Annotated in this window: 12 protein-coding genes; 3 read left to right on the top strand and 9 right to left on the bottom strand. The window is 37.0% G+C overall.

All coding sequences use genetic code 11. The features are described from left to right. Positions 1-46: 46 nt before the first annotated feature. The 3 genes from menA to BMW64_RS15250 form a co-directional block, all read right to left on the bottom strand. Complete coding sequence (gene menA / locus BMW64_RS15260; protein WP_090000820.1) at positions 47-976, bottom strand: 1,4-dihydroxy-2-naphthoate octaprenyltransferase; 930 nt, start codon at positions 974-976, stop codon at positions 47-49. 70 nt (positions 977-1046) lie between these two features. Next, positions 1047-1883, bottom strand: a complete 837-nt coding sequence (locus BMW64_RS15255) for a 1,4-dihydroxy-2-naphthoyl-CoA synthase (protein ID WP_042723259.1) — start codon at positions 1881-1883, stop codon at positions 1047-1049. 225 nt (positions 1884-2108) lie between these two features. Then, on the bottom strand, positions 2109-3257 hold the full coding sequence (locus tag BMW64_RS15250; protein WP_228400933.1) for a pseudouridine synthase: 1149 nt from the start codon (positions 3255-3257) through the stop codon (positions 2109-2111). 102 nt (positions 3258-3359) lie between these two features. On the opposite strand from BMW64_RS15250, the gene aroB reads away from it, so the two are divergent. Together aroB and BMW64_RS15240 are read left to right on the top strand one after the other, a co-directional pair. After that, on the top strand, positions 3360-4406 hold the full coding sequence (aroB, locus tag BMW64_RS15245) for a 3-dehydroquinate synthase (RefSeq protein ID WP_090000819.1): 1047 nt from the start codon (positions 3360-3362) through the stop codon (positions 4404-4406). Between the two features lie 271 nt (positions 4407-4677). Next, a complete protein-coding gene (locus BMW64_RS15240) occupies positions 4678-5322 on the top strand; it encodes a porin family protein (protein ID WP_090000818.1) in 645 nt (214 codons plus the stop codon). Between the two features lie 85 nt (positions 5323-5407). Here the strand turns inward: BMW64_RS15240 and purF are convergent, their stop codons facing one another. From purF to BMW64_RS15215, 5 genes are all read right to left on the bottom strand, one after another. Further along, positions 5408-6907, bottom strand: coding sequence for an amidophosphoribosyltransferase (gene purF, locus BMW64_RS15235; protein WP_090000817.1), 1500 nt, complete (start codon positions 6905-6907; stop codon positions 5408-5410). 119 nt (positions 6908-7026) lie between these two features. Beyond that, positions 7027-7746, bottom strand: a complete 720-nt coding sequence (gene purC, locus BMW64_RS15230) for a phosphoribosylaminoimidazolesuccinocarboxamide synthase (protein ID WP_042722941.1) — start codon at positions 7744-7746, stop codon at positions 7027-7029. 28 nt (positions 7747-7774) lie between these two features. Next, a complete protein-coding gene (locus BMW64_RS15225) occupies positions 7775-8470 on the bottom strand; it encodes a DUF3307 domain-containing protein (protein WP_090000816.1) in 696 nt (231 codons plus the stop codon). A gap of 2 nt (positions 8471-8472) precedes the next feature. Continuing rightward, positions 8473-9078: a SatD family protein gene (locus BMW64_RS15220; protein WP_090000815.1), complete on the bottom strand. Its 606-nt coding sequence runs from the start codon at positions 9076-9078 to the stop codon at positions 8473-8475. A gap of 508 nt (positions 9079-9586) precedes the next feature. Further along, positions 9587-10999 (bottom strand): APC family permease, encoded by a 1413-nt coding sequence (locus tag BMW64_RS15215; protein ID WP_090000814.1) that lies wholly within the window; start codon positions 10997-10999, stop codon positions 9587-9589. Positions 11000-12329: 1330 nt separating this feature from the next. Here BMW64_RS15215 and BMW64_RS15210 point away from each other — a divergent pair. Beyond that, a complete protein-coding gene (locus tag BMW64_RS15210; RefSeq protein WP_090000813.1) occupies positions 12330-12839 on the top strand; it encodes a DUF4920 domain-containing protein in 510 nt (169 codons plus the stop codon). Between the two features lie 88 nt (positions 12840-12927). On the opposite strand, the gene BMW64_RS15205 is transcribed toward BMW64_RS15210, so the two are convergent. Further along, positions 12928-14037 (bottom strand): M14 family zinc carboxypeptidase, encoded by a 1110-nt coding sequence (locus tag BMW64_RS15205; protein WP_090000812.1) that lies wholly within the window; start codon positions 14035-14037, stop codon positions 12928-12930. Between the last annotated feature and the right edge of the window lie 380 nt (positions 14038-14417).

Below are 14417 nucleotides of genomic sequence, written 5' to 3'. Positions count from 1 at the left end.
ATACTTCGACAAGCTCAGCATGACACCAATACTTGCTAACTTTATCTTAATGAAAAAAGTTAAGTCCTAAAGCAGTAAGAACCGCCATCATAAAAGTCATGATTCCCACTTGTTTTAAGAATGGATCAAGTTCTCTGGGATTTTTCACGGTCATTATTTTTCTTCTGATCTTCATCAAAGGAAGCATCAAAATCATAACGATAAACACATAATAATTCTGAGTCTGGAAAAAGCCGTTTACCGCTAAAAACATCAGTATCAAAATTAATGGAAGTTGTAACAGAATCATTTCATAAATCATCGCATTTTTAAATCCGATTCTTAAGGCAAAGCTATTCTTTCCGGATAATTTATCGCTTTCGATATCTCGCATATTGTTCAGGTTTAAAACCGCCATGCTCATCATTCCGATCGCTGTCCCCGGCAATAAAATATCCCAGCTGAAAGATTTCGTAAATAAGAAATAACTTCCGCATACAGAAACCAATCCGAAAAAGATGAATACAAAAACATCTCCCAGTCCCATATATCCGTACGGTTTTTTACCAACCGTATATCCGATGGCTGCTAAAATACTTGCAACGCCAAGACCTATGAAAATGTAAAATTCATTCATATAGTCCGGGATAAAAGCTACGTATAAAAGCGCAACGGTAGCTACAAAAGATAATATTGAAAAAATAATTACCGCATTTTTCATTTGTTTAGCCGTAATTCTTCCTGAAGCGACCGCTCTGGATTCTGCTTCCGTTGCTCTTTTGGCATCAGTCCCTTTTACTCCGTCTCCATAATCATTTGCATAATTCGATAAGATCTGATACAACAAAGTCACTAAAAGCGCCAATGCAAAAATTCTCCAGTCCCATGTTCCGCCTTCGCCATATAATCTCCATTTGGCAATGAAAGCACCCATGATAATTCCACTTAAAGAAAGCGGTAATGTTCTAAGCCTTGCAGCTTTTATCCAATCAGTCATAATTTATAAGTGATAAGCGATAACTGATAAATGATAATCAACCATCATCTATCAATTATCATTTATATTTTTACGATATCCATTGATTTTCTCCGAAGTCCGGTTTTCTTTTTTCGAGAAATGCATTTCTTCCTTCCTGAGCTTCTTCCGTCATGTAAGCAAGGCGTGTTGCTTCCCCTGCGAAAACCTGCTGCCCAACCATTCCGTCGTCGGTAAGATTCATTGCGAATTTCAGCATTCTGATTGATGTCGGTGATTTCGCTAAAATCTCCTGTGCCCATTCATAAGCAGTATCTTCCAGCTCAGCGTGAGGAACAACTTTATTTACCATTCCCATTTCGAAAGCTTCCTGAGCGGAATAATTTCTACCTAAAAAGAAAATTTCACGGGCTTTTTTTTGTCCTACCATTTTTGCTAAATAGGCAGAACCGTAACCGCCATCGAAACTCGTTACGTCAGCATCAGTTTGTTTGAAAATAGCATGTTCTTCGCTCGCTAATGTTAAATCACAAACTACATGAAGAGAGTGTCCTCCGCCAACAGCCCATCCCGGAACCACCGCAATCACAACTTTCGGCATAAAACGGATCAGTCGCTGAACTTCCAGAATATTCAATCGGTGTCGCCCATCTTCACCCACATATCCCTGATGTCCTCTTGCTTTTTGATCACCTCCACTGCAGAAAGCCCAGCCACCATCTTTCGGACTTGGTCCTTCTCCCGAAAGAAGTACAACACCTATCGAAGGATCTTCGTAGGCATCATAAAAAGCATCATACAATTCTGAAGTAGTTTTGGGTCTGAAAGCGTTACGAACTTCCGGTCTGTTGAAAGCGATTCTCGCGACACCATTACATTTTTTATAGGTAATATCTTCGTATTCTTTGGCGGTTTTCCACTCAATCATTGTTGTAAAAATTTTTCCCAAAGATAAGGAATTGCACAGAATTTTAACATTGATTTCTAATGATAATGACGGGAAAAATTAAGTTTTAATAATAAAAAATTAAGCAAATTCAATTTTATGATCAAAGATTAAATTAGAGTAAAACAAAGTAATTCAAAACTTGATCTTAATCCATAAAAAAAAGACGCCGTTTTCAGCGCCTTGATTATTTGTAAATGCTTATCATTAAAGCATTTTAAGATTATTGACTTCCTGTTCTGTAAGAATCCTCCAATGTCCTCTTTTGATATTTTTCTTCGTAAGTCCTGCAAACATCACCCTATCAAGCGCTTCCACTTCATATCCCAACCTCTGGAAAATTCTTCTTATAACGCGATTCCACCCGATATGGATTTCTATTCCAACTTCATTTTTAGGTTTTCCTTCGATAAAAGAAATCTGATCTACAACAGCTACGCCTTCATCCAGACGAATTCCTTCAGCAATAAGCTTCATATCTTCGTGTGTCAGTTTTTTATCTAAAGTCACGTGATAAATTTTCTTTGCATCAAAAGACGGATGGGTAAGCTTCTTCGTCATATGACCGTCGTTCGTTAAAAGGATAACTCCTGTAGTAGAACGATCTAGTCTTCCTACCGGAAATAAACGGTAAGGTGAAGCATTTGCGACAAGATCCATTACTGTTTTTCTTGCTTTATCGTCTTTGGTGGTAGAAATATATCCTTTCGGTTTATTAAGAAGAACGTAAACCGGTTTTTCAGGAGTAATACTCTGTCCGTCAAAAACAACTTTGTCCGTTTTTTGAACCTGATATCCCATTTCGGTTACAACTTTCCCATTTACCTCAACAAGTCCTTGTATGATAAGGTCATCTGCCTCTCTTCGGCTGCAGATTCCGGAATTAGCGATGTATTTATTCAGACGGATGGTGTCTTTGTGTACATCTTTTTCAATTTTGTTCAGTCTTCTTTTCTGTACAAACGATTTATTTTTATCTTCCCGGTTTTCTGTTCCCGGTCTTTTTCCGTATTTCAGACTGCCTCTTTCGTATTTATCTCTGGTATCGAAATTATTGGGTCTGCTTCCTCCTCTTTTCGGTGCAGATTTTCCGAAAGGTTTTTTCCCTTCTCCTGAACTGGTTATAAAAGGTTCCTGTTCGGTTTTACCATATTTCTTATCCATTCGAGCCTGGTAACTGGTGTCACCGCTTCTTCTCGATTCCGAATTTCTCTCTCCTGCTTTTGGAAATGATTTTTTAAAAGGTTTTGATTCTGAAGAATTTCCAGATCTGGAAGCACGAGAATTATCAGAATTTTTCTTGGTTGAAATTCTTGGTCTCTTTGGTCGTTCTGAATTATTATTATCTCTGCTCATTCTAAAAATTTCTGCAAAGATAGTATATTTAATAACGAGTTAAAAATTAAGAATCATAACTTTGCATATCGTCTTACGATTAACACAACAGAAAATCTGAAAATGATAACAATATTAAACGACAATTTTTCGCAGCTAAACGATTTCTTACATACCAAATCCTTCAGCAAGATCTTTATTCTGGTTGATGAAAATACCCATGAATACTGTCTTCCGATACTTCTGGGAAACCTTGAAACGGATCTCGCATTTGAAATTCTTGAGATTGAACCGGGCGAAGAAATGAAAAATATTCAGACGGCCAACCAGCTTTGGGAAATTCTTACAGAAATGCAGGCAGACCGTAAAGCGTTAGTAATCAATCTTGGAGGTGGTGTGATTACCGATATGGGAGGTTTTGTGGCTTCTACCTATAAAAGAGGGGTACAGTTTATCAATATCCCTACTACTCTTTTATCGATGTGTGATGCTTCTATCGGCGGCAAAACCGGAATTGATCTGATGCATTATAAAAATATGGTAGGAACATTTACTTTCCCGGAACAGATCTTTGTCTATCCAAAATTCCTGGAGACACTTCCTTATAAAGAACTGAGAAGCGGTTTTGCTGAAATGCTGAAGCACGGGTTAATTGCAGATGAAAAACACTGGGAAAACCTTATTCATATTTCTAAACTGGATTTTGAGGCGGTCATTCCTCATATTTCTACATCAATGGAGATCAAACAGGAAATTGTTCAGCAGGATTTTCAGGAGAAAAACATCCGCAAAACTTTAAATTTCGGACATACGATCGGGCATGCGATCGAAAGTTTGTGCCTGCATCAGGGAAATGCAATTCTTCACGGGGAAGCCGTTGCTATGGGAATGATTACGGAAACCTATCTTTCTTATTCAGAAGGCCTTATTTCGGAAGAAACCTGCAACATTATTATTGAAAACATTCAGAAATATTATCCTTATCTGGATATTAGTGATTTTAAAGATGAAGATATTTTCGAGCTGCTCATCAATGATAAAAAGAATACAGACAGTAAGATCAATTTTTCATTGATTTCAGGAATTGGTTCATGTACATATGATTATCAATGCAGCAGAAAAAAAATCACTTTATCGATAGAATATTATAGAAAATTAAATGATGCTTAACTGTAATTTTAATTAAAAATTTACTTTAAAATTCACTTTTTTGACAAAATTGTCAATTTAGATTATTTCTAAACGCTTGTTCAAATAATTATATAAATATTTAATTATCAAACAAATAAAAAATTCAGTATTCTATAAAGTAGGGCTTTTTATACTGACTTTTATCATGCTTTATTTTTTTGGCAAGCAATTTGAAAGATACTCCCCGTCAAATGAGTTTGACAGTAGTAAAATTTAAAATTAGAAAAAGTAAATTATTAAAATTAAAGTTATGAAAAAGTTAATCTTAGGAATCGCTCTTACAGCTGGTTCATTAGCATTTGCTCAGACTACAACAACCACTTCTACCTCATCTGCTTCCCCTGTAGCATTTGGTATTAAAGCAGGTATGAACGTATCTTCCCTAACAAATGAAAGCGGATTAGATGATCAGGGATCTAAAATTGGTTTTAATGCAGGTGTATTTGCAAACATTCCGGTAGCTACTTCTTTCAGTGTTCAGCCGGAGGTTTTATACTCTCAATATGGAGATAAATATGACCAAACTATCGCAGGAACACGTTATTCTAGTGCAAGACATTTAGATTACATTACTGTTCCGGTAATGTTACAATATAACATCATTCCAAATCTTTATGTAGAGGCAGGTCCTGAATTTGGTTTCATGGTTAATGCAAAGAATAAATTAAAGAATGAAACAGATAACAATACAATTAATGAATCTGGAGACTACAAAGACAGCTTAAACAAATTTAACTTCGGTATCGGTCTTGGTGCAGGATATTACTTTACAGATAATATTGGTATCACAGCAAGATACGTAGCAGGTCTTACTGATATCGCTAAAGACAGACCAAGTAACTCTGATGCTATCAGAAACAACCTTTTCCAAGTTGGTTTAGCATTTAAATTCTAGGAATTAAACAATTTTGATTTCAATACGAAAAAGGTCAGGTTTTATAATGAAACCTGACCTTTTGACTTATTTAAAAGTTATTATTTTAATTGAATAACTCAATCTCTTCGCCTTTTCCTACAGGATATTGTTCTGTGAAACATCCGAAACAGTGATTGGCAGAGCCTAAAATCTCTTTTAAGTTTTCAACACTTAAAAACTCTAATGAATCGACACCCAAATAATCTCTGAGTTCTGCTGTCGTCATATTGGCAGAAATAAGATCGTCTTTGGAAGGCGTATCAATTCCAAGATAACAAGGCGCAATGATCGGTGGAGAAACACTTCTGAAATGTATTTCTTTAACACCGGCATCCTTTAAAATCTTAACCAGTCTCTTGGAAGTAGTACCACGAACGATAGAATCATCAATGATAACAACTCTTTTGTCCTTAATCTCTGAAATAATAGGATTCAGCTTAAGATTTACTACTCTTTCTCTCATTTCCTGAGTAGGAACAATAAAGCTTCTTCCGATATATCTGTTCTTGATTAAAACAGGACGGAAAGGTATTCCCGAAGCTTTGGCAAAACCAATTGCAGCAGGAACTCCCGAGTCAGGAACTCCAATAACCACATCTGCTTCTACCGGAGCCTGATGCCAGATTTTTTCTCCTGATTTTTCTCTGATTTCGTAGACATTGATATTTTCAAGCGAAGAATCCGGTCTTGCAAAGTAAATGTATTCGAATGAACAGATTCTTTGTTTTCCTTTTTCTTCATCAGCCATGTATGAATGAAGTTTTCCCGGCTCATTTTCGTTGGTATAAACGATTTCCCCCGGCAAAATATCACGAACGTACTGGGCGCCTACTGCGTCCAATGCTACAGACTCTGATGCAACAACATAAGATTTTTCATCTATTGCTCCCAACACAAGAGGTCTGATTCCGTTGAAATCTCTGAAAGCAAAGAATTTATTTCTCGTCATTCCTACAACCGAATACGCTCCCTTGATCTTCTCCATGGTCATCTTGATAGCGCCACGAAGACCCAAATCAAGATTTTTCTGGATGAGTCTTAAGATCACCTCAGAATCGGATGTTGCCCTGAAAACCACTCCTTCCGCTTCCAGTTCTGCCTTCAGCTCTTTTGCATTGGTAAGATTACCGTTGTGTGCTATCGAAAGAATAATCTGATCATATTCATTCTTCGCAAAGAAAGGCTGGAAGTTATATTTCTTCTTATCTCCTGCTGTCGTATAGCGGGTATGCCCGATGGCAGAATTTCCCATAAAAGTTTCAGGATCCGGGATCTCTTTATAAACATCCAAAACGAGACCCTCATCTTTCATATTGGTAATTTTTCCGTTTTTCAAAACAGAAATACCACATGCTTCCTGGCCTCTGTGCTGTAATGCAAAAAGCCCGAACTGTGAAAGTGAAAACGTATCAAGATCGTTATCAGAATACATTCCGAAGATACCGCACTCCTCATTCGGGGCGTCCAGTCTTTCTTCTTCCTGCGTTCTGAAAAGATTTCTTCCGTAGGTTTGTGTTTCAAATTGTTTTAAATATTCACTTTTATGAATGTCTAAACTTTTCATTTCTATTTTTTCTAAATTTTGATGATGGAAGCTGGGAGCTTGAAGTCTGAAGTTTACAACTAAACTCCTTTTTTTGCCGATAAACTTCCAGCATCGAACTTCTGGCTTCTAGCCTATAATTATTTACCTAAAGCTTGTTTCAATCTGTTGTAGATCTCCACATACGCTTCAGTAACTTCGCCAAGATCTCTTCTGAATCTGTCTTTGTCCAGCTTCTTCATCGTATCTTTGTCCCAAAGTCTGCAAGTGTCTGGAGAGATCTCATCTGCTAAGATAATTTCGCCGTCTGAAGTTTTTCCTAATTCTATTTTAAAATCAACCAAGATGATATTCATTTTGTCGAAAAGATCAATCAGGATTTCGTTGATGTCTGAAGTCAGTTCATACATTTCATCAAGTTCTTCATATGTAGCTGCACCTAAGAAAACTGCATGGTGATCGTTGATAAGCGGATCTCCCAACTCATCTTTCTTATAGCAGATATCGAAGATGGTAACCGGAGATTTGATTCCTTCTTCTACTCCTAATCTTTGAGCCATACTTCCGGCAGAATAGTTTCTTACCACCATTTCCAAAGGAATGATTGATACTTTTCTTACCAGCTGCTCTCTTTCGTTCAATTGTTTAATGAAATGAGTTTTGATCCCTTTTTCATTTAAATATTCAAAAATAAGAGTCGTGATCGCATTGTTCATTTCTCCTTTAAGATCTACAGATCCTCTTTTCTGAGCATTAAATGCAGTAGCATCGTCTTTGAAACGTACGATTACCTGATCAGGATTGTCGGTTGCAAATACTTGTTTTGCCTTACCTTCGTACAACATTTCTTTCTTTTCCATTTCTAAATTGTCTTTATTAGATTTATATTTATTTGATTACTATTCCCGTTAAAACTGCCATTCCGAAGCTGAGGAGCGTACCGATGAGTACATATTCCGTGAGCTTTCTTTGCTTGGCCTGTGCAAGATCGCTGAATCTGAAAACCGATTTTGCAGCAACCATAAAACCTACTCCTTCCCAATGTCCTACCATTATGAAAGTAAACACAAGAAGACGTTCCAGAATTCCTATATATTTACCTGCATCTGATAGTGATTCGGTCTGGATATTACCGGCTGTTTCCGGAGCGGGTGTCCAGGATGACAGCAATATCCTGATGATTACGGATGCAGGCGTCGTCAAAAACAAAGCTGCTCCTACTATTTTTAATATATTAATATCTTTCAGAAAATTAAAGTTGAACTCATTATAATAAAAAGAGATTCCTGCAATAACCAATACATGCAAAACCTGATCAACAAAAAACCAGCTTTTCTTATTCTGAATGGTTTGAAAGCTCAATTTTGCGGCATCAATAATAAAATGGGAAACGCCTACTAAAACGGCTACCCACCAAAGTTGAATATCCCAAAGAAAGATCAGACTTAGAACGGTATGGATCAGTACGTGAATGTACAGATACACGCTTTTCAGTTTTTTGCTTTCTTTGTCTGCAACCCATGAATCTGGCTGAAGAATAAAATCTCCAAGTAAATGTGCCAATATGAGTTTAATAAAAATCATGCTTAGAGTTCTGAAATTTTCTTTTTGAAGTACTGATTGGTTTCCACTATTAATTCGTAGTTGGCACGCTTCAGTCTCTGGCTTACCGAGGACTGTGAGATCGCAAACTTTTTCGCAAGGTCTTCCTGCGTGATTTCCTTATTCATAATCATTTCGTGAATGATCTCTGCCGTCGCCATCGTCCAGTTGTCAAAATCTTTAGATGACCATTTCAGTAAAATGTTAAGATCCCGGTCTACAGAATCATTTGAGGTTTTTACAGATACCGTGTGGCCGTCATTTTTAAGATCGTTGAGAAGTCTTCCGGAATGAACATACGCCGTTCCGTTGGATTCCGTGATCTTATCGGAAGAGAAATTTTCTTCACCGATACCGATGCCCATTCTTACATCCAGATTTTCCTGGCTTTTGATTAATGATTTTATGGCTAAGAAACGCCAGAATACTTCGTCGATATTGCATTTAAACTGAAACTCATCTCCTCTGTAGATTTCCCATGTATGGGGAGCGCTTCCCCAGTTTTCGAGAAGATTTTTAAGTTTGGTGATCCAAACTTCCGTATCTGCTTGTTGTGAATTTATAATGTCTCCGGTAATGACCGCTATCATTCTGCAAATATAAGCATAATTACTTATATACAAAAAATATAAGGCGATGGACTTATAGATAATAAGTATTGGTAAATCTGCTTATATCAATTTTATTTGCTATCAATAATTTATGTCTTCTATTAATAGTACCCACCAATACCCTAGCCTTGATTGCAGCGGCATCCTTTTGGGTTGCGGCCGGAGCGAAGCAGAGGCTGCAACCCAAAAGATACAGCGGAAAGCAAGATTAAGCTCCTGAAAAAATAAATCCTTCACGGCAGAAATCCCAGGCCGTACTCTTTCTTTTTTAATGCCTGCTTATGATCCGTCAAACTCCTGCGCAGGAGTTCACCAACTCTTGCTTAGGAGTTGAGCAACTCTTGCTTAGGTTTTTGTCAACTCTTGCGCAGGAGTTGAAAGACTTGCAAGTAAGATGTTGTTTTTGGATTTAAACTTTACCTATTACCTCCGAAAACGATGGGTTAAATAAAGGATGATTTACTCCATATTGGGAATCATAACGGGATTACGGCTGCGGATTTTTCCTGTTGATAAAATAGTACACCGGAAGTCCGAGCAACACCAACACAAAGCCCGGCCATGTGTACTGTTGTTTGTAGATCAGCAGTAAAATACAGAAGACCGTTCCTATTAATAAATAGATAACAGGCGTAACAGGATACAGCCATGTTTTGTAAGGCCTTTCCAGATCAGGCTTTTTAAACCTTAAATAAATAACCCCGAAAACGGTAATCATATAGAATAAAACAATGACAAAGGAAATCATATCGAGAAGGTTTCCGTACTGCCCGCTAAGACATAACAGCGAAGCCCAGATTCCCTGCATCCAAAGCGCATTTTCAGGAACATCATTTTTATTGTTCTTTTCGGCCTGTCTGAAGAACATCCCGTCTTTCGCCATGGTCTGGAAAACTCTTGCTCCGGCCAGGATCAGTCCGTTGTTACATCCAAACGTGGAAACCATCACAAGAATAGCAATGATAACGGTTCCGGCGCTTCCAAAAATGAAATGTGAAGCGGCAACGGCTACCCTGTCATTTTCTGCGAAGGCAATGGAGTCTCTGTCGAGCGCATTCAGATATACATAATTAACGGCAATATAAAGAATCATCACGGCTGTTGTTCCGTAGATCATTGATTTCACCACATTCTTTTTCGGATTTTCGATTTCTCCCGATACAAAGGTTACGCTTTCCCATGCTACGGAACTGAATACCGAGCCTACCATCGCTGCGGCAATTCCACCTAAAAGGGTCATTCCACCAATAGGTTCCCAGCCTTCTTTCAGGAAATTACCAAAAATATCTTTTTTAAGATTATTGAAAGATTCGTATCCGAAGCTGAAATTTTCAGCAAGATGAGAAATGTCTACCAGAATAAATCCTGCCGCAATAAGTCCCAACAACGCAATGATCTTTGATCCCGTAAAAATGTTCTGAAGCAATTTACCACTTTCCACTCCTCTTGTGTTAATGTAAGTAAGCAAGAGGATGATCGCGATGGCCAGTATCTGGATCCATGTGATTTTAAATTCACCACTTTGAAAAATAGGAGCTGCATCATTTAATGACGGAACCAGATAGGCGGTAAATTTACCGAAAGCCATAGCTACTGCAGCAATCGTTCCGGTCTGGATTACTGTAAAAAGTCCCCATCCGTACAAAAATCCCATCTTTCTGCCGAAGATTTCTTTGAGATAAGTGTATTGTCCGCCTGCTTTAGGAAATAAAGCTGAGAGCTCACCGTAGCTTATCGCTGCAGCAACTGTCATGATTCCTGTGATGACCCAGACTACAATCAGCCAGAAGCCCGATCCGAGGTTACGCATCATATCAGCGCTTACAATGAATATTCCGCTGCCGATCATTGAACCCATTACCAGCATAATGGCGTCCCAAAGTTTTAGTTTTTTCTGCATAGTGAAGTATAGGCTTCAAATATAAATAATTATAGGATTAGTTTGTTTTAAAATTATGATGGAGTTGTCTTAATTGTTTTTAACGCAACGGCCGCAAAGGTTTATTGAATAAAAGGGAGCATATTTTTTGAGCGCAACGGCACTTCGTTCAGCCAATAATAACAGTTTATTATGCGTAACGCCTTTGTGAACGGGGTTTTGCGGGATCATTGATTAATTTTCTTTGTGGACGTTGCGTTAAAATTATGCATTATGAGTAATTTTAACGCTGAGTTCGCAAGGGTTATTGAATAACAATCAGGATATTTTTTGAGCGCGAAGGCACTCTGTTCAGCTAATGATAGCAGTGTAGTATGCGTAACATTTTTGCTGAGTAGAACGCTTTTGTGAACGGATTTCTGCGGGATCATGATTAATTTTCTTTGTGGACGTTACGTTAAAATTATGCTTCATGAGTATTTTTTACACTGAGTTCGCAAATTTATTTGAATAACGAGGGAGCATATTTTTGAGTACTAAGGCATTCTACTCAACAAATGCTTAGGTATAATACGTTGCTATCATTTGCTGAGTGCAACGCCCTTGCGAACGAATTATGCAGGATGATTACCCATTTCTTTGCGCATGTTGCGTTAAAAATTATGCCTCATGAGTATTTTTTACGCGAAGGACGCTGGGATTTGTTGAATAATTTTGTGGCTATTTTTTGAGCGCAACGGCACTTCGTTCAGCTAATGATAGCAGTGTAGTATGCGTAACGTTTTTGCTGAGTGCAACGCCTTTGAGAACGGGTTTCTGCGGGATCATTGATTAATGTTCTTTGTGGACGTTGCGTTAAAATTATGCATTATGAGTATTTTTTCCGCTGAGTTCGCAAGTTTTTTTTGAATAACGAGTGAGCATATTTTGAGTGCTAAGGCATTCTATTCAGCAAAGGCTTAGGTATAATACATTGCTATCATTTGCTGAGTGCAACGCCCTTGCGAACGAATTATGCAGGATGATTACCCATTTCTTTGCGAACCTTGCGCTAAAAATTGGGGCGCGCGGATTTTTAACACAAGTAGCGCAAGGGTTTTTATTGAATAACAGCGAGCATATTTTTCGGTGCGAAGGCGTTCTATTCAGCAAATGCTTAGGATAATACATTGTTATCATTTGCTGAGTGCAACACCCTTGCGAACGAACTATGAATGATGATTGCCTATTTCCTTGCGCACGTTGCGTTAAAAATCAGAAATCTACGTCCGAAAGATGGCCTGCTTTTTATCAAGTTTTCAGTGATTTATCATTCAGATTTTATTAGTATTTTTGGAAAAAATATTAAAAAATGAAATTCAAATCATTATTATTGGCAGTTACAGTAAGTGTTTCCACTTTAGCTTTTGCACAGGAATCAAAAAAATTCGGTCCACCGGCAGGAAATGCTGTTGTAGGTGATACTTATGGCGGAGGTGTTGCATCCAATGCGGAATCGAAGGCAATATCCGTTGATAAACTAAGCAAGAAACTAAAAAAAGACAATAAGAAAGTCGAAAATGTTGCCGTAAAAGGGACGGTAACAGATGTTTGTGATAAAAAAGGATGCTGGCTGACAATTCAGACGGAAGACAATTCTCAGTTCTTTGTTAAAATGAAAGATTACGCTTTCTTCGTTCCAACTGCTTTGAAAGGTAAAAATGTAGTATTAGAAGGTAGTGCAGAAAGAAAAGTAACTTCTGTAGATGAACAAAAGCATTATGCGGAAGATGCCAAAAAACCTCAGTCTGAAATTGATGCTATTACCACTCCAAAAGAAGAGATCAGATTTGTAGCCAACGGAATTAAGGTGGTTAACTAAAAACTGTTATTTAAAACACTTATAGCTTTTAATTTAAAAATTAAGAGCTATCAGCATAAAACTAAAGCGGAACCGATGTTCCGCTTTTTTAATCTTCTATTGTAAAATTTACTTCTGTATCAAGCTTTGGATATTTGGTAGGAGAAACAAATCTTTTGCCCGTGCAGTCTATTTCCTGCCATCCTTTTCGTTTCTTAACATCTCCCACTTCCTTAACAAAAGGGATAAACGAGATATCGTCTTTTTCTTCTTCTTTTATTTCAGCATACTGTACCGCAATATCCAATACACATTCATGATCGGTATTTAGCTTTACATTTCGGTAAATAATATCATAATGGGTCTCTTTATTCTCAGGAATTTCCAGATATGTTTCCCAGTTCTCTGTACTGGAATTAAGTTCGCCAATCGCTTTCAATGCATAATATAAAGCAATGGTGTAATACTTCCGTGTTCCTTTTCTGGTGTAATCATCAACAAAATGTCCGCCTTCGAAAAGAATCGTTGGCATTCCGGCCTTGATGAAATTATCACCCGTAGATGTAGGGTAAAATTCGTCAGAATATCTCCCGATCTGGTTCGGGATTATTTCTTTCAAATGGTTATAAATATCAGCAATTACAGCCATACATTTCTTTCTGTTTTCAGTAACGGTACGTTCAACGTTTTCTGAAGGTGCCAAAAATGATAATGTAGCAGGATGAATTCCATCTGTTGTAAAAATCGTTCTCTGCTCGTGAAGATTCAGAGCATAGTCATATTTTTTCTTTAAAACAGTTTCTTTTAAAATAATGATCTCCTTACTCGCTTCATTGTGAAAGTCTCTGTTGAGATCGATCTCAGAAGCGTTTAATCTTGTCCATTTTTCAGACCCGTCAGGGTTTAGCATGAAAATAAAATCGAGCTTTATTTTATCAAACAGTTCGGCTTTTAGTACAGAAGCTTTATCCAATGTAAATAACAGATCAAGCATTGCATGGGTAGCATTTGATTCATTTCCGTGCATCTGCGACCAGGCAAGTACATTAATATTCCCATTTCCTATTGAGAATTGATAAAGAGGCTTTTCCAAATATGATGTTCCAATCTCTTGAATATAATCGCTGTAATTCGTCTGTAAGTAAGAAAATAATTTTTCCGGGGAAATATAACGATATGGGAAATTAGGATTCGACTGATAAATCTGTTCAAAATTCATTGTGTAATAATTTACAAGAGTCAAATTTAATCAATTTTTCAACAAATAATAAAATTAACATTTGTAATTATGTTAAACATTGTAAACTGTCAAAATGTCTGTGGATAAAATTGTGGATTAATAATAATTTAATATTAAATATCTATATATTTAAAAGTGAACTATTTATATGTTTTATCTAAATACTAATTTGAATATTACTTTAATACCATAAAACAATAGTTTTTGACATTTGCTCGTAATTCTGTTAAACAAGTTTAGCTGTGGAAAATTTGAAATACAATGCAATATACAAATGTAAATTGTTGATAATTTAGAAGTTTAAATTCGTTTTTTGAATAATATTTTACCCATTATTAGAAATCTAACTTCTATTTAAT

The organism is Chryseobacterium taichungense (genome assembly GCF_900109935.1).
Taxonomy (GTDB): domain Bacteria; phylum Bacteroidota; class Bacteroidia; order Flavobacteriales; family Weeksellaceae; genus Chryseobacterium; species Chryseobacterium taichungense.
This window is presented reverse-complemented; position numbering and strand designations above follow the sequence as displayed.

Excerpts from the sequence above, each read along its gene's own strand:
- BMW64_RS15250 (WP_228400933.1), bottom strand. The coding sequence starts at position 3,257 with ATGAGCAGAGATAATAATAATTCAGAACGACCAAAGAGACCAAGAATT.
- purC (WP_042722941.1), bottom strand. The coding sequence starts at position 7,746 with ATGGAAAAGAAAGAAATGTTGTACGAAGGTAAGGCAAAACAAGTATTT.
- menA (WP_090000820.1), bottom strand. The coding sequence starts at position 976 with ATGACTGATTGGATAAAAGCTGCAAGGCTTAGAACATTACCGCTTTCT.
- aroB (WP_090000819.1), top strand. The coding sequence starts at position 3,360 with ATGATAACAATATTAAACGACAATTTTTCGCAGCTAAACGATTTCTTA.
- BMW64_RS15255 (WP_042723259.1), bottom strand. The coding sequence starts at position 1,883 with ATGATTGAGTGGAAAACCGCCAAAGAATACGAAGATATTACCTATAAA.
- BMW64_RS15225 (WP_090000816.1), bottom strand. The coding sequence starts at position 8,470 with ATGATTTTTATTAAACTCATATTGGCACATTTACTTGGAGATTTTATT.
- BMW64_RS15210 (WP_090000813.1), top strand. The coding sequence starts at position 12,330 with ATGAAATTCAAATCATTATTATTGGCAGTTACAGTAAGTGTTTCCACT.
- purF (WP_090000817.1), bottom strand. The coding sequence starts at position 6,907 with ATGAAAAGTTTAGACATTCATAAAAGTGAATATTTAAAACAATTTGAA.
- BMW64_RS15215 (WP_090000814.1), bottom strand. The coding sequence starts at position 10,999 with ATGCAGAAAAAACTAAAACTTTGGGACGCCATTATGCTGGTAATGGGT.
- BMW64_RS15220 (WP_090000815.1), bottom strand. The coding sequence starts at position 9,078 with ATGATAGCGGTCATTACCGGAGACATTATAAATTCACAACAAGCAGAT.
- BMW64_RS15205 (WP_090000812.1), bottom strand. The coding sequence starts at position 14,037 with ATGAATTTTGAACAGATTTATCAGTCGAATCCTAATTTCCCATATCGT.
- BMW64_RS15240 (WP_090000818.1), top strand. The coding sequence starts at position 4,678 with ATGAAAAAGTTAATCTTAGGAATCGCTCTTACAGCTGGTTCATTAGCA.